The organism is Streptosporangium sp. NPDC002721 (assembly GCF_042888905.1).
Lineage (GTDB): Bacteria > Actinomycetota > Actinomycetes > Streptosporangiales > Streptosporangiaceae > Streptosporangium.
This window is the reverse complement of record NZ_JBIAQI010000016.1, coordinates 199,666-215,630: the sequence shown is the minus strand read 5'-3', so window position 1 is coordinate 215,630 and position 15,965 is coordinate 199,666. Positions and strand designations below refer to the sequence as shown.

The following is a 15,965-nucleotide window of genomic DNA, read 5'->3' as shown; positions in this document are numbered from 1 at the left end:
CCGAGGTACCAGGCTCAGAGTCGGCGCGGGGACTCCCGCCGCCGGCGCGGGACGTCCGCGCGCAACCTCTGAGGGGACCTCATGCCCAAGATCGCGATCATCATCGGCAGCACCCGTCCGGGCCGGGTCGGCGAATCCGTGGCCAGGTGGGTGCTCGACATCGCCGGACAGCGCCACGACGCCGAGTTCGAGCTGGTCGACATCGCCGACTTCAAGCTTCCGCACCTGGACGAGGAGATGCCGCCGGCGTTCGGCCGGTACAGCAGGCCGCACACGCTGGCCTGGGCGGAGAAGATCGCGTCGTTCGACGGTTTCGTCTTCGTCACGCCCGAGTACAACCACTCCACCTCCGGCGCGCTGAAGAACGCCATCGACTTCCTGTTCGCGGAGTGGAACGACAAGGCGGCCGGTTTCGTCAGCTACGGCTCCGTCGGCGGCGCCCGCGCCGTCGAGCACCTGCGCCTGGTGATGGCCGAGCTGAAGGTCGCCACCGTGCGCGCCCAGGTCGCGCTGTCGCTGATCACGGACTTCAAGAACTACAGCGAGTTCACCCCCGCCGACTACCACGTCGCGGAGGTCAACACGATGCTCGACCAGGTCGTCACCTGGAGCAACGCCCTCGCGCAGGTCAGGGCGGCCTGATCTTCAGGGCGGCCTGATCCGAGGCACCCCGCCGACGGGGGCCGACGGGGGCCGACAGGGTCCGACGGGGGCGCGGTGTCCGGGGCCGGCCGGACCCGCCGGGGGAGCACGGTGTTCACGGCCGGGCTGCGCGAGGTTCACGGCTGGCCGGACCTGCTGGGGAACGCGGTTCACGGCCGGCCGGTACGGCCCGGGAACCGCGGTGTCCGCGACCGACCGGCACGGCCGGGAAAGCGCGGCCATGCCGGGGGCCGGTCAACAACAAATGCCGATATAACGGGGAAAAAGATGCAAATCGGGATCTTCGGGGTGGGGGACGTGGTGGCCGACCCGGCCACCGGCCGCCCCGTCACGGAGCACGAGCGGATCAAGGCGGTACTGGAGTACGCCGAGGTGGCCGAGCAGGTCGGGCTCGACGTCTTCGCGATCGGCGAGCACCACAACCCGCCGTTCATGCCCTCGTCGCCGACCACGATCCTGGGCCACGTCGCCGCCAGGACGAGCCGGATCATCCTGTCGACCTCGACCACGCTGATCACCACCAACGACCCGGTGAAGATCGCCGAGGACTACGCGATGCTCCAGCACCTCGCCGACGGCCGGGTCGACCTGATGATGGGCCGGGGCAACACCGGGCCGGTCTACCCCTGGTTCGGCAAGGACATCCGGGACGGGATCGCCCTCGCCGTCGAGAACTACGCGCTGCTGCGCAGGCTCTGGCAGGAGGAGGTCGTCGACTGGGAGGGCCGCTTCCGGACCCCGCTGCAGGGATTCACCTCGACGCCGCGGCCGCTGGACGGCGTACCCCCGTTCGTCTGGCACGGCTCGATCCGCAGCGCGGAGATCGCCGAACAGGCCGCGTACTACGGTGACGGGTTCTTCCACAACAACGTGCTCTGGCCCAAGCGGCACGTCCGGCAGATGGTCGGGCTGTACCGCCGGAGGTTCGAGCACTACGGCCACGGCCCGGCGGACCAGGCGATCGTCGGCCTCGCCGCCCAGCTGTACGTCCGGAAGAACTCGCAGGACGCGATCCGCGAGTTCCGCCCGTACTACGACGCCTCCCCGGTCTACGGCGGCGGGCCGTCGCTGGAGGAGACGACGCGGGACACCGCCCTGCTCGTCGGCAGCCCGCAGCAGGTGATCGAGCGGACGCTGGAGTTCCGGGAGTTCGCCGGTGGCGACTACCAGCGGCAGCTCTTCAACGTCGACGCGATGGGGGTTCCGCGCGCGGTCGTGCTGCGGCAGATCGAACAGCTCGGGGAGATCGCCCAGGTGCTCCGCAAGGAGTTCGCCGCCGGCCGGCCCGCGCGGGTCCCGGACGCGCCCACGCACGCCTCCCTGAGGGCGGCGAAGGAGGCCGGACGGTGAGGCGCACCATCGCGGTGGTGGCCGCGGGGCTGCGGCAGCCCTCGTCCACGCGGCTGCTCGCCGACCGGCTGGCCGAGGCGACGCGCCGAGAGCTGGAACGGCTCGGCGCGAAGGTGGAGATCGACACGATTGAGGTACGTGACCACGGCCACGACCTGGTCAACAACCTGGTCGTCGGCTACCCGTCCGAGGAACTGGAGCGGGTGCTCCGGAAGGTCGCGCGCGCCGACGGGCTGATCGCGGTGACGCCGACCTTCACCGCCTCGTACAACGGGCTTTTCAAGATGTTCTTCGACGTGCTCGACGACACGGTGCTGATCGACAAGCCCGTGCTGATCGCCGCGACCGGCGGTACGGCGAGGCACTCGCTGGTGCTTGAGCACGGGCTACGGCCCCTCTTCTCCTACCTGCGGGCTGCGGTCGTCCCGACGGGGGTCTTCGCGGGCCCCGAGGACTGGGGTGTCGCCGGGGTCACCGAGGTCTCCCTGGCCCGGCGAGTCCATCGGGCGGCCGCCGAACTGGCCCGCGAGGTCGACCGCCGCGACCCGCCCGCCCCCGACGATCCCTTCGACTCCCCGGAGCCGTTCAGCAGGCTGCTCCCTCCCAGCTGAAGAAGCTCCTGACGAGGGAGTTCCGGGTTCGCCGGTGACATCTACGGTGTCAGGGCCGCCGCCCGGGAGCTGATCGTCCAGCCCGGCCTCTCGCCCTCTGTGCGCGCGCCGGAGCGTCGGCCTCGGCGGCGAACGGGAAACCTCCGCCGCTCCGTTCTCGCGCATGCGCGGCACCCATGTCGACATCGCCGTCCTGTGACAACACCCCTCCGCCGGGGCGTGTCACCGGACGGCAGGGCGGGTTCACAGGTCCAGAGCCAGGAAGCCACCCGCTCCCGCGAGAAGCAGGCGGTCACCGGCCAGCCGTACCACGGTTGGTGCGACGGGCAGGGGCCACCGGGCGCGGTGAACGACATCCGGGGTCATCCGGAGGATGTCCACCGCCTCGCCCCGGACCGAGCAGACCCTGGCCACGGCGGCGCCCGGTGCGGAGGAGGACAGGACGGAGACCGGGCCCTCAGCGGATTCGGGGACGATCGGGATCGCCTCTCCGGTGGTGAGACACCGCACCGCGATGTCACCATCGCTCCCCGTGGGTACGTAGGATACGGTCACGTACCCGTGGAGGCCGTCTTCCCCGGTGACGCAGGCCAGGTCGATGACGCGTGCCCCCGGCCGGTCGAACAGGGCGAAGGGCGACCCGGGCTGGTCGATTTCCCAGCGGTTCACCTTCCCGGCCCGGCAGCCGGTGAGAAGGTAGTCGCGTGACGCCGCCCTGCCGAACCTGACGCTGGTCACCTCGCCCCGGTTGCCCGACAATCGATGCCCCGCCGCCTCGCCGGTGTCCGGGTGCACGGTCCAGAGCCATGTCACGCCCCAGCCGCCACCGGCAGCCACCAGCAGCCGCCCGTCCGTGGCCGTCCCCAGCCCCAGTCGGTACAACCGCTGCTCGTCGCCGGGGAGCTCGGTCACGACCCGCCCGGACTCGGCCTCCAGCAGACGGACCTGTGAGCCGATCAGCAGACCTAGGACGGCGCGGCCGTCGGGGAGGGACACCAGCGCCGAATCCGTCACGTCCTCGTTGAGGATTCGCAGCGGATAGGGCCCTGTGGAGAGATCGAAGTCCTGTCCTCCGTGCTCGTTGGTGTGGACCACGTGGATCCGGTCCCGGGCCTGGTACATGTTCAGGCGGGCGGTGTCGTCAGGCCGGGAACCTGAGGGAAGGGCCGTGCGACCGCTGCCGTCCTCGTCCCAGATGCGGATTGTCCCCTCCGTTCCCGCAGTGGCCACGACGAGGCCTTCACGGGTGCGTGTCCAGGCGAGGTCGGTCACCCTGCCCCGGTGGAGGTCCGGGGTGTTGACGTGCTCGGTCTCGGCCACGGGCCACACATGTACGGAGCTGTCCGTCTGCACGGCCGCGTAGGCGCCCCCGTCGCGGTAGCGGCCCAGCACGAGATCGGTGATCGGTTCGGGAGACGACAACGTCGTCCAGAATCTCTGCCTGTCCACGTCCCACACGTGCACGTTGTTGTCGGCGTCGGCGACGGCGAGCAGCGCGGTGGAGGTGGCGGTCGCGTTCGCCGCCGCGGTGAGACGAATGGACGGGCCGCTGCTCTGCAGGAGGACGGGCGGCTCCCGGTCGGCGTTCGGCCAGAGTGCCACGGTCCCGTCCGAGTAACCGGTGGCGATCAACGAGCCTCGCTGCCCCCGGACATACTCGACGCAGAGCGCGAACGTCGACTCTCGTCCGGGCACGGACAGTTCGGCGGGCTCCTCACCGGTCGGGCGCAGCAGCCAGAATCGGTGCCCGCGGGGGTTCTCTGCGGCGACGGCCCACTCGCCGGCTCCGGTCAGGGTCACGATCCCGGTGTCGGGCATCTGGTGCGCGGCGCCCGCCTCACGGTTGCCGGGTTCCCAGAACTGGACGTGGCTGTCGCCGGCGACCACGAGGAGGTCCCCCGACGGGGGCGAGACGATCGTGAGACCGGTGATCAGGCCTTCGTCCGTGTCCAGATACCGAACCTCGTCCTCACCGCCGGGAAACCACGTCCACACACCACACAGATCTCTTCCGGCGAGAAACGCCCGCCCCTCGGCCGAGCGTCCGGCGACGAGTTCGTAAACCGCTCGCAGCGTCAGTTCGTACCGGGGACGGTAGCGCAGACCCAGGTCCCAAACGGTGATCTTGCCGGTGTCGTCGGCCACGGCCAGTGCGGGGAAGCCATCGGAATCGAGGAACGACCGAAGTATCTTGACCGCGCCGCCGTGCTCGCTCAACAGATCGACGGGCGTCCCGGTCTGGGGATTCCACAACTGGACGAAAGGCCCCTCGCCGGTGGCGAAGAGCCGTTGCCCGTCCTGTTCGGCGCAGGCGGCCATCGGCCACCCCTGCTCAGGAGGGGTCAACGGGCTCAGCACAAGATACTCGCCGGCCGGGTGGATGGCGGCCACCGCGGTGCGGGGACGGGTGCCCGCGGGTACGAGGGCGTGACCGAGGGCACGCGTACGCGGGGAGGCCAGGGCCAGCGCGGCAAGGACTTTCGCGCGCTCCTCCGGAGGCATCGTCGTGAGCCGGTGCAGCTGGGACCGGAGCATGTCGCGTATGGCGAGCAGCTCCGGCCGGTCGGTTCCGCCCAGGGCCGCGTGCACGGCGGCCGGGTCGCACACGACGATCATGTGTGCGTTGCGGCCGCCACCGAGCAGGTCGGCTAGGACACCGGCCTGCCGGGCGTGTTCCGGCAGGGACCGAGTCGTGTAGCCGCACACGCGCCACCAGTCCGGATACCCGTCCCTCAGCGGAAGGAGGCCAAGAAGTGTCTCGGTGATCCGCCGGTGGTCCTCGACGCGCCGCTCCGCGGGGGCGAAGTGCTCGGCCAGCGCCTCATGGTGGAAGCGGTAGGCGACGGATCCGCCGGCGTCGGTACTGGCGATGAGGTAGGTGCCGGCCCGGTCGCGCAGCAACCGGTCGATGTCGGCGGCGCCGAACCGCTCGCCGCCGTCGCCGAGTTCGGTGGCGAGCGCGGCCCACAGATCCTGCTCCCCGGCCCCGGCGACCTCCCGGGTCAGGCCCGCTCCCAGCGCGTGGCCCAGGGGGCGGAGCAGGTCGTAGACGCGCTCACTGTCATGCCCGTACGCCGCCTCCAGGTCGGCTTTCAGGGCTTCTCCGATGTCACGCGGAAACTGCCGCAGCCACCGGCGGCTCCGCGGATCGGCAGGGGTGAGGTCGCGGCTGTGGCGGCGTGCGACCAGAGCGGCGAGCAGGAAGGAGTGCCGGGCCCTCCTCTCGATGCTGCGGGCCAGTCGTCTGCGCTGCCGGGCCGCCTCGGCGCCGCTGTAGACACTCCGGCGGTTGGCCGAAGGCGGTTCGGTCAGCAGCAGCTCCACGTAGTCAGCGATGTCACCGGGTGAGAGCCACGCCGCCTTGTCGAGCTCGATCAGCAGGTGCTTTCCGGCGGACGTCAGTGGAGTGATCAGGTCCTCTTCGCCCCGGTCCCCGCGCGCGGGATGCGGCCGGGTCGCCACCAGCAGTCGTACCGCGCCCCGCACGGCGGCGAAGGTGAGCGGGCGCAGCACCTGACGCACCAATTGGACTGGTTCTTCGGCCTCGTCCAGCGCGTCGAGTGCGATGACGGGGGGCGCGCCGTCGCGGGGTGCGGCCAGCGTGGCGAGGTCGGTCCAGGACTCCAGCCCCAGCGCCCGGGTGATCCTCTCGCGTACCTTGTCCACGGACGCGGCCCGCGCCCAGACGGCGGCCCGGAACACCACCGTGTCGGCGGGGACGGTCTCCTGCGGATCCCGCGACGCCGCCGTGTACGCGCGCCGGAAGTCGGGGACGGTCAGCGCGACGGTCCGGGCGACAACCGTACTCTTCCCCGAACCCGGCGCGGCGGTGAGGACGAGGAGGGGGACGTCCTGCGGATCGGCGAGCCACGCCGTCAACCGCCGGTTCACGTCTACGCGACCGGTGAACCGCCACTGCGACTCCTGGTCCCACCTGGCCCTTCCCGGCACCGCGCCGCGCGCCCGCGGCTCCCACCACTCCTCCATCTCACGCCAGTCCACACCGCCGAGATGGTGCCGCGGATTGGGCAGGCACAGGTTCGGTCCGGACTGCCCGGTCACCACCGTCTCCACCACCTGGTCCTCCAAGCTCGCCCGCACTCTCTGTACCAGCGGACCGAGCTCCAGGTACGCCTGGGCGCGAGGGGCGATGTCCGCCGCCTCGATGAGCGCGCGCAGCGGACGCGCGAACGACGACACGGTCGCCAGGTCCGCGGCCCGTGCCGTGGCCACCGCGTACGCGCCCGCGCCGGCATCGGCCTCCAGGTGCAGGGGCTGCAGATAGGTGCGGAAATCCTCGATGGCCGCTCCAAGACCGGCTCCGGCCCCGCACACGTCGATGACGAGGAGCAGATTGCGCAGCCGTTCGGTGGCGTCGCCTCCAGCCAGCCCCTCCAGCAGCGCGGCGATGTCCAGAGTGCCTGGCAGAAGGCCCCAGCGGGACTCGGTGGTATGCAGGCGGAGCCGCGCACCGGCCGGGGAGTCCCACACCTCGCCATGGCCGGTTATGTAGATCGCAACCGCGTCGTCGGGCCCGCGCTCGGCCAGGAAGGCGCCAAGGCGTTCACGGATGTCGGCGGCTTTCTCGTTCAGGAGCACCCGCTGCCGGGACTCCGGGTACCCGAGGGCGGCGAACACCGCGAGGACGTCCGTGATCTCGCTGCCGATGTCCTTCAGGTCCGGCAAGTTCTCGTCCGCGTACCGTCCGGTGGCGATCACCACGAGCCACCGTGTCACTCCGTCGGCTGGAATCCCCACGGCGGACTCACCGGTCGCCCTCGGGGTCGGACCCGGGATCCAGGCAACGGGTCACCAGGTCCCCCACCGCACCGCTGCGCAGGTAGGTCCGCGCGCCGTGCGCGTTCAGCCTCGTGGGGACGACCACATCGTGTACCCGTGTGCCGAACACGCTCGCCAGTCGCTTCGGCCACGCGATCGGATCCCGCAGACCCGCCGCGTTCCACCACAGCGTGTCCCGCCAAGGGAACCCGCCGTCGCTCTCGCCCTGACCGGGGGCGTCCGGTGGAGGCAGGATCCGGCGGACGACGGGTGCGGAACCGAGCGGAGACCCCAGCGTGAGCAGCGTTCTCGCCCGCCCGCCGCCCTCGCGGCACAGCCACTCGTATGCGACGACCGAGCCCATCGAGTGCCCGATCAGAAGGGTGATCGGCTCGGATCCGGCCTGCTCGTCCACGCGTCGCTGAACGGCCGCTCGCGCCTCGTCATGGGCGAGGTACGCATGCATGTGCCTGGCCAGCCGGCGGACCCCGCCCTCGCCAAGCCCTTGCAGGGCAGGACTGGCGGCCAAGCGCTGAACCGCCCACTGCACCGACCGCGGTGTGGGCGGGATGCCCACGCGATCACCCTTGCGCGCGCCAGGTGCAGCGGAATTCTCCAGTGCGGTGAGCCATTCGACGACCAGCTCGGCGACCTCGGGCTCCCTCGCCGCGTCGATCTGCTCGTCGCCGTACCCCTTCCAGTCGGCTCGGCGCTCTTCCAGCACGTCGGCGTAATACACCAAGGTGAAGTCGAAATCGTCGGGTGCGTCGGCGCGGACTGCTCTTAAGCCGGCCTTGATTCCGTTCCGCCATGCCCGATGGAGCTCTTTGGGGATCTTTCGGTGCTGGTTGATCCCGTGAATACCCACGATGCGCGAGGCCGTCAACGTTCAACCCTTTCGTCAGAGATAACGCACCTATCACCCGATAGCCATTATTACTGAGATCGAAGCTCGGAGTTGGGCCATCAGGCGTTGTTCATGACCTGATGTGACCCCGGGTTCGGCCGGGTCGGCTTGGTGTGGCGGGGCGGCGTGGATGGGGCGGCGCCGGCGGCGCGCCCTGATCCGCTCAGCCGCCTGAGGATCGGTTACTCGGGCTCGGTCCTCGTGAGGCGGGCGGAAGCCGATGTGTTCCAGCCGCGTGGTCCGGCGGTGAACGCGACATGTTGACGACGGCACGGTATAACAGGACCCAGCCTTTTGGTGATGAGCGAGGAATCATCGGCGAGTGGTCTGGTCGAACAGCATCGCAACGCCTCTACAATGGTGAGTCACCTGCTCATGTTTCACATGAGGGTGGCCCGGCGGATGCGCCAAACCCACTTAACGTGGGAAGGGGCATCTCAAGCTCGTAATATGACAAGCCGCAGCGTGATTTGTTTGTCGGAAAAATCCATTTTGGTCTGACGTAATCACCAATACGGACGTTGTGTGAAGATGCGTTCAAGGTGAATTCGTTGACGCCCCGAAGGGAAAGATGTGCAAAGCTAGAGAAAATACATCGGTGGGCTTAGGGGAAAATCTATGACACTCAGACTGATCGGGGGGTCCGGCTGTGGAAATGGTCCTTGCCCCGCAGTGTACGAGACCGAGAACAAGACCATAGTGGTGCAGGGGTTCTCCGTCGACCCGGAGCGGGTGGGCCTGAATCTTCCACCGGGAGAGAACGCCGTCGAGATCCCCCGTTACATCTTGGAACGGGCACTCACCGCGGAGTAGCCGGCATCCGGGGATACAGCATCAAACCAACTCTTCATGGATCGGGGCGCTTCTTATCATTCTGAATGCGGATCAGTTCGGAAATCTCTTCACCACGTTCAAGTCTTCGGCGACGCGAATCGAGACACTTGCCGTCTACAGGGTCGAAGACGAGCGTGAGAACTACGAACTCTACATGACCGGGGCGCTGCTGCCGCCTGCCAGGAACGAGGAGTGGGCGGCGAACATTCGTGCCAATGTAAGCGCTGGGAAATATATGGGAAGAGTGCACATCATCGACCACGCACTGACCCCGTACCTCCAATTCGAGATCGACTGGTACTACGCGGTCAACGCTGCTGCCGGTGAGGATATCAGGTTCATCTTCCGGGAGGACGTCCCTGACGTCACCTACACAGACACATGGATTTTCGACGACGAGAAAGTTGTCGACCTGAGCTACGACGCCGAAGGTTGCCTTCTCTACATCAACAGGAACGACGATCCTGTGAGGTTGGAGCAGGCCCGGATCGCATGGACGAAATTTCGGGATAAATCATTTCCTCTTTCCCGGCTGTTGGCCATGATCCGTGGCAGCGAACTGGCGATTCCATACCGCTGAGCCCGCACTCGTGCGCGCTCGCAGAGGGAAGTGAGCGTATGCGCGCTGAGGGCAGGGCGGGGCTGCAGACCGATTTCGTGCTCAACGATCAGGTCAACGACTATCCGATACGTTCTGTCGAGACCGTGGCCAGTCGTGAGGAACTCGATGAGTTCGTCCGATCCGGATACCAGGTCCGCAGGCGACTCCTGAACCAGCAGACGGCCGAGGTCCTTGGTGCGGCCGTGCTTCACTTGGCGCAGGCCGAAGCGGACCATCCGGACGCTGAGTGTCTGCCGGGTATGAGTAGCTATATCCGATCGCTGCTTGAAAAGGACGAGGTATTTCATCCGCTGCTCCGTCTTGAGCCGGTGTTGTCCATCGCCAGATTGCTGCTCGGCCCGCAGAGATGGATCGATCTTGAGGCTCGGCTGAACCACGCGGGCTGTGAAGGCGTCGCGGTTCCGTGGCACGGCCACCTACCGGTGATTCCCGATCCCCTCCCGCCTCTGTTCTGTTTCCCCCATCAGATTCACTGCCTCATCTATCTGGACCGCATCACTGAGCAGGAGGGTGCCCTGTGTCTCATTCCGGGTTCGCATCTGAACGCCGGTCTGAGGATCCCGCTCGGGGACCAAAGCCACCAGCCAGGCCAGGTCGAGCTGTTCTTCGAACCGGGCGACGCTGTGCTGATCCATGCGAATCTCTGGCACAGAACCGTCCCGTCGACCCCGGCGGCCGGATTTCGCAGGCTGCTGTTGCTCGGCTACGTCCCCTCTTGGCTCAGGGCCGACGTCGGACGCGGTGTGCCCCCGGATCGGCGGCTGACCGAGAAGCTCGTGTGCGCGGAAGGCACGGAAGGCACAGGAGACGCGGGAGACGCGGAAACAAGAGAACTCCTGGGTGAGTTCCGGTGGTGAACGTACGCCTTCGCCCGCTGGAGGAAGCTGACTTGCCGATTTTCGAACGCGCCTATTCCACTCGTGCAGGAGCAGGCGACTACCAGTGGTTCGGTTTCAGTCAGCCAGGGCGAGGACTGGCGGAGATGGGAGCCATCGGTCCGTCGGGTGGGCGGTTGACCGCGGTGCTGGACGGCCGGGTGGTCGGAAGCGTTTTCTGGTTCCGCCGGGAGTGGGGGCTTCCCGAGACCTCCTGGTGTTGGGAGGTCGCGCTGCATGTTCATGCCGAGGAACGAGGCCGTGGTATCGGTAACCATTGCTTGAAAGAGCTGACCCGCTATCTTTTTGACCACACCCGAGCATGGAGGATTCAAGCCATAACCGACACCGGCAACACGTCGTCGCAGAAGATGCTGACACGGGCCGGATTCCTCCGGGAAGGTGTTCTGCGCGCCCCGCAGTGGCGCGAAGGACGCTGGCACGACCACTTGATCTATTCGCTCCTCCGTAGCGATGTCACGCCGGCCTTGGATTAGCGGACAGGGGCCTCCCTCCGGACCGCGACACGCTTCTAGACCGATCCTCCGGTGGCCGCGTCAAGCCGGGCCCGGAGTGACTCGGATCTGGTGTCGGTAAAGCCGGCGAGAAGCAGAACGGCCTCCTGCCGGTGCCGGTCGGCCTCGTCATGGGATTTGAGTGCTCTCAGGGCGTCCGAGAGGTGTCCAAGACTCCTGGCGAGTTTCCAGCGGTCACTGACCTGTCGGTGCATGGACGCGGCGTGACGGTGAAAGTCGACGGCATCTGAGGGCCGGGCGAGATCCATATACGCCAGGCCGGTTCCGTCGAGAGCCATGGCCTCACGGCTCAGGTCGCCTTCCTGGCGAAAGGACACCGCGGCATGCTGGTAGGAGACGAGCGCCTCATCGGCTCGTCCGGTCGCGCGCTGAGCCTTGCCCAGATAGAGCAGGGCGGTTCCCTCCCACAGTTTGTTGGCCATCTCGTGGGAGATCTCCACCGCTTCATGGGCCGTGGCGAGCGCGCGCTCGGTTTCTCCGCGATCACGGTACATCAGGCTGAAGGCGGTGAGCACCATCGACTCATAGAGGCGGTCTCCAAGCGCGCGGAAGGTGTTCAACGACTCTTCAAGGTGGACGCTCGCCTCACCCGGTTGCTCCAGTTGAAGGTGGGAGTAGCCGAGACTGTAGTGAATGGTCGCGATCCAGTAGTCATCGCCGACCAGGCGGGCCATGGAGAGCGCGTCCTCCAACGTGGCCCTGGCGTCCTGAAGCCGATGAGCGAACAGGTGAACCCAGGCGAGACCGTTGAGGGCTTTGACGGCGCTGGGCAAGTCGCCGAGTTCACGGTGTATGGCGATCGCGTTCCGGTGATACTCGGCGGCCTTGTCGAGTTCCAGTGTCATACGGCAGAGCCGCCCGAGACTCTCGCACATGACCGCTTCCTCGCGGCGGCCGAGCTCTCGTGCGGCTTGTAGCCCGATCAGCGAGGTGGTGCGCCAGTCCTGGAAATGGTTGTAGCTCGAGTAGATTCTTTCCGTGACGACGGCGAGCTGCCAGGTGAGCCGCAGCAGACGGGTTCCGAAGGCGGCACGCACCGCGCCTACCAGGTTGGACCTCTCTGTTTCGTACCACTGAGCTGCTTCGACATGATCTTCGAAAGTCAACGGCACGAATTGCGGAGAAGCGTCGAGTGTGAAAAGGAGTGTCGTGTCGTGAGCGAGAGCGAGCGCGCATCGGTGAGCCGAGTGAAGATACCAAGAGCAGGCACGCTCGACGGCGGCGAGTTGTTCGGCCTGGGAAACCTCATACCGAGCACGGTCCACCGCGTAGGCGCGCAGCAGGTCATGGAACCGGTAGCGGCCGGATCCCTTGCTCTCCAGTAGGTAGGCTCCGGTGAGAACGTCGAGAGAGCTGCGCACCCGGACGGCCTCGTTACCTGCCAGGACAGCCGCGGCGGTCTGGCTGAACTCGCTGCCGGGATGGAGACCGAGGAGGCAGAACAGACGGGCGGCGCCCTCGGGGAGCGCACGGTATGACCAGGCAAAAACGGTACGAACGGCATCGGCCTCCCCTTCGTCTCCCGTCGACAACGCGCTCCACAGCTCAGACTCGTCACGTAGATCCGCGATCAACTCGCTGAGTGGCATGGCCGGGCGACTCGCCGCGCGTTCCGCGGCGATGCGCAGTGCCAGCGGAAGGTAAGCGCACAGTCGTGCCAGCTCGGCGATCTCCGCAGGCTGGTCGCCGGATCGGTAGTCGGCCGTGGTCGCGGCCAGCAGCTCGACGGATTCGGACTCCGTCAGCGTCTCCAGGGTCGTTCGGTGCGCACCGTCACGAACGATGAGTCCGGACAGTCGGCTGCGACTGGTCACGATCACCAGACTGCGGCTGGTGCCCGGCATCAATGGCCTGACCTGCCCCACCGTTCCTGCATTGTCAAGAATAACTAGCATCTGGCGATCGGCGAGTATTGACCGATACAAGCTGGATTTGATTTCCACGTCATTCGGGATCACTGTGGCCGGTACGCCCAGCGCCAGCAGGAACTGCTCCAGTGCTTGATCGGGCGTCACAGGAGGGCCCGGATCGTACCCCCTCAGGTCGATGTAAAGTTGCCCGTCGGGGAACTGCTCACGCACCCGGTGCGCCCAATGCAGTGCCAGCGAGGTCTTCCCAACACCTGCCGTTCCCGTGATCACACACGCGACGGCCGCATCTCCGTCGGCCTGCCCGCCGGCGATGAGTTCGTCAAGCCGACCGAGATCGGCCAGACGGTTGATGAAGATTCTTATACCTCTGGGAAGCTGCTGAGGCGGTGCCCCCCGAGATCCGGGACCGTAGTGGAAGTGAACCCCACCGCTGATATCGCGGGCCTGCACCACATCACCGGCGCCACCCGAGAGATGTGAATGATTGCCATCGGGACCCAGATTTCTCCGAGCGTCCGGCATACGGCCCACCCATCACTAGGTTGCACTTCAAGATATGGCCTACTTCAGGGCCAGGGGAATGTCAACACCGTCGGCTCTGTTGCGTGGTCGTTGCCGTCATGAGTGTCAAACAACTGTCAATGTCATTCAAAGCATGTTAATTATTGCGGATAAGTATCAGAATGATTCATTGGCTTATCGGGACGCGCTGGAGCGCGCAGTCACCACGCGGACGAACCACGGACCAGAAGGAGCTCCACGGGAGCGCCTGACGGGAAGGCGGTGCTGGTCACCGGCAGTGAGGGAGGTCCGGGCCGCGTCGCTGATCCTCGCCAGAGAGGGCGCGAAGGTCGTCGGGTACGGCATCCAGGCCGATGCCGACAATGAGCCGATCGGACTCGTAGGTCGCGACGGCGGTGAGATGACGCGCATCGCGCCGGTCGATCTCACCGATCCGGAACAGGCGCGGCAGGTCGTCGAGGACGCCGCGCCCGCCTGTGGCGGGCTCGACGTGGTCTGCGAACAACGCGGTCATGCCACATTCTGCTTCGATGGCCGATTTCTTGGTCTCCCGGCCGATGACTGGCGGGTGACCATGGCCGGCGAACTCGACGTCCCCTTCTTCGCGTCGAAGCTCGCCTGGCCGACCCGGCTCGGCGCGGGGGCGGCGTCATCATCGACGTCGCGTCCGTGTCCGGCATGATCGTCGGCGGGGCCTCCCCAGCGGTCGCGCACGCTGCTGCGAACGCCGACATCATCGGTATGACGCGACGGCTCGCGCGTCTGGGGGCCGCTCGGGCGGCCCCTGAGGCCGATATCCCACCCCCCCTCACGGAGCCGGGCGGCCCGTATGGTCCACTGGCCAGGGGGAACCTGGAGGATGGGCACAGGACGGCGAATCTCGATCACAACTCGCATCACCCTGTTCACCGGCGTGGTGGCGGTCGCGCTGTGCTCACTGGTGGCCGCGGTCCTCATGTTCGCGATCAACCGTTTCGTCACCGACTCCCTCGTCGAGGAGGTCACCGCCGCCGGTGGCCGGGTGGCCGTGCAGCTGGAGCGGGACCGCCTGGAGTACCCCCTGGCGCAGCGCCGGTCCCGCAGCCTGCAGGTCGTCGACTCGCGGGGCAAGGTCATCGCCTCGACCCCGAGCCTGTTCGGCAAACCGCCTATGGCGACGTTCACGCCCGACGGCACGAACGTCGCCGAATCGGTCGTGTGCGGCGGTGCCTTCCTCATCGGCGAATGCGACATCGTGGTCGCGCAGTGGGCCCACCGGGGAAGAGAGAAGTGGGTCGTCTACAGCGCCTCACCCATGGTTCCCCCGCTGGTCGATCCATTGCTGGCGGCGGCGGTCGGCGGGGGCATGGCGGTGCTCGCCGGCACCATCACCTACATCGGCTACCGGATCGTCACCGTGTCCCTCAGGCCGGTGACCGCGGTCCGAGCCGAACTCGACGAGATCAACGCGAGTTCCCTCGATCGCCGGGTGCCCGTATCGCCCGGCGACGACGAGATCCATGAGCTGGCGGACAGCGTCAACCGCACGCTGGCCCGACTGGAGGGTGCCATGGAACGCCAGCGGCAGTTCACCGCCGATGCCTCCCACGAGCTGCGCACCCCCCTGGCGGGGCTTCGCGCCCAGCTGGAGGAGGCCCAGCTGCACCCTGGCGAGACCGACCTGAACGAGCTGCTCGCGCACTCGTTGTCCGACCTCAACCGGCTGCAGGCGATCATCACCGACCTGCTCCTGCTGGCCAATCTCGAATGCAGCCCGCCCAAGCTCCGGGAAAGGATCGATCTGGCGACGCTGGTACGGGCGGAGGTCTCACGGCGGGCGGATCCGCACAAGGTGCGACTCGTACTCGCCCCGGAGGTGTCCGTCGACGCCGTCCACAGCCAGGTCGGCCGTGCCGTCACCAACCTGCTGGACAACGCCGAGCGGCACGCCAGGGAGGCGGTGGTCATCGAGGTGCGGGCGGTCGGCGGCAGCGCCGAGGTCATCGTCGACGACGACGGGGAGGGCATCGCCGAGGCCGACCGGGGACGGATCTTCGAACGGTTCGCCCGGCTGGACGCGGCCCGTAGCCGCGACCGCGGAGGTACGGGCCTCGGCCTGGCCATCGCCCGCAGCATCGCCAACGCCCACGAGGGGACACTCCAGGTCGAAACCTCCCCCTCCGGCGGCGCCCGTTTCGTCCTGCGCCTTCCCTGGGTCCCGCCGGACGACGACGATTCGTAGCCGAGCCGTCTGATCCCACGCCCCACGCCCCACGGGCCGTCGCCGACCGCGGGTGCCTTGCTATAACACGGGTGCCTTGCTAGGACACGGGTGCCTAGCCGTGCGTGAGTGACGCGTCGTGCGTGAGTGACTTGCCGTGCGCGAGCAGTTCGCCACACGCGAGCGTTTCGCCGT

12 protein-coding genes are annotated in these 15,965 nt (G+C 67.4%); 9 read left to right on the top strand and 3 right to left on the bottom strand.

The window, feature by feature from the left end; translation table 11 throughout:
* The first annotated feature begins 81 nt into the window (after positions 1-81).
* The 3 genes from ACFYWM_RS24125 (at position 82) to ACFYWM_RS24115 (ending at position 2,624) form a co-directional block, all read left to right on the top strand.
* Positions 82-642, top strand: coding sequence for an NADPH-dependent FMN reductase (locus tag ACFYWM_RS24125; RefSeq protein WP_389917691.1), 561 nt, complete (start codon positions 82-84; stop codon positions 640-642).
* Between the two features lie 288 nt (positions 643-930).
* Complete coding sequence (locus ACFYWM_RS24120; RefSeq protein ID WP_389917690.1) at positions 931-2,013, top strand: CE1758 family FMN-dependent luciferase-like monooxygenase; 1,083 nt, start codon at positions 931-933, stop codon at positions 2,011-2,013.
* Complete coding sequence (locus ACFYWM_RS24115) at positions 2,010-2,624, top strand: FMN reductase (protein ID WP_389917689.1); 615 nt, start codon at positions 2,010-2,012, stop codon at positions 2,622-2,624. The genes ACFYWM_RS24120 and ACFYWM_RS24115 overlap by 4 nt, the downstream gene beginning before the upstream one ends.
* A gap of 243 nt (positions 2,625-2,867) precedes the next feature.
* Here the strand turns inward: ACFYWM_RS24115 and ACFYWM_RS24110 are convergent, their stop codons facing one another.
* Together ACFYWM_RS24110 and ACFYWM_RS24105 are read right to left on the bottom strand one after the other, a co-directional pair.
* A complete protein-coding gene (locus ACFYWM_RS24110; RefSeq protein WP_389917688.1) occupies positions 2,868-7,361 on the bottom strand; it encodes a hypothetical protein in 4,494 nt (1,497 codons plus the stop codon).
* Between the two features lie 28 nt (positions 7,362-7,389).
* Positions 7,390-8,289 carry a hypothetical protein gene (locus ACFYWM_RS24105; RefSeq protein ID WP_389917687.1) on the bottom strand — a complete coding sequence of 300 codons (900 nt, stop codon included), beginning with the start codon at positions 8,287-8,289 and terminating at the stop codon, positions 7,390-7,392.
* A gap of 693 nt (positions 8,290-8,982) precedes the next feature.
* Between ACFYWM_RS24105 and ACFYWM_RS24100 the strand changes: the two genes are divergently transcribed.
* The 4 genes from ACFYWM_RS24100 to ACFYWM_RS24085 are packed head-to-tail and all read left to right on the top strand — an operon-like array spanning position 8,983 to position 11,138.
* Positions 8,983-9,123, top strand: coding sequence for a hypothetical protein (locus ACFYWM_RS24100; RefSeq protein ID WP_389917686.1), 141 nt, complete (start codon positions 8,983-8,985; stop codon positions 9,121-9,123).
* 13 nt (positions 9,124-9,136) lie between these two features.
* Entirely contained in the window at positions 9,137-9,724 is a 588-nt protein-coding gene (locus ACFYWM_RS24095; RefSeq protein WP_389917726.1) for a DUF6879 family protein, read from the top strand.
* Between the two features lie 38 nt (positions 9,725-9,762).
* Positions 9,763-10,623, top strand: coding sequence for a phytanoyl-CoA dioxygenase family protein (locus ACFYWM_RS24090; RefSeq protein ID WP_389917685.1), 861 nt, complete (start codon positions 9,763-9,765; stop codon positions 10,621-10,623).
* Positions 10,617-11,138 carry a GNAT family N-acetyltransferase gene (locus ACFYWM_RS24085; protein WP_389917684.1) on the top strand — a complete coding sequence of 174 codons (522 nt, stop codon included), beginning with the start codon at positions 10,617-10,619 and terminating at the stop codon, positions 11,136-11,138. Before ACFYWM_RS24090 ends, ACFYWM_RS24085 begins: the two co-directional genes overlap by 7 nt.
* A gap of 35 nt (positions 11,139-11,173) precedes the next feature.
* Here the strand turns inward: ACFYWM_RS24085 and ACFYWM_RS24080 are convergent, their stop codons facing one another.
* Complete coding sequence (locus ACFYWM_RS24080) at positions 11,174-13,570, bottom strand: ATP-binding protein (RefSeq protein ID WP_389917683.1); 2,397 nt, start codon at positions 13,568-13,570, stop codon at positions 11,174-11,176.
* A gap of 277 nt (positions 13,571-13,847) precedes the next feature.
* Here ACFYWM_RS24080 and ACFYWM_RS24075 point away from each other — a divergent pair, with 277 nt between their 5' ends.
* Together ACFYWM_RS24075 and ACFYWM_RS24070 are read left to right on the top strand one after the other, a co-directional pair.
* Entirely contained in the window at positions 13,848-14,252 is a 405-nt protein-coding gene (locus ACFYWM_RS24075) for an SDR family oxidoreductase (protein ID WP_389917682.1), read from the top strand.
* Positions 14,253-14,429: 177 nt separating this feature from the next.
* Complete coding sequence (locus ACFYWM_RS24070) at positions 14,430-15,791, top strand: sensor histidine kinase (RefSeq protein ID WP_389917681.1); 1,362 nt, start codon at positions 14,430-14,432, stop codon at positions 15,789-15,791.
* The last annotated feature ends 174 nt before the right edge of the window (positions 15,792-15,965 follow it).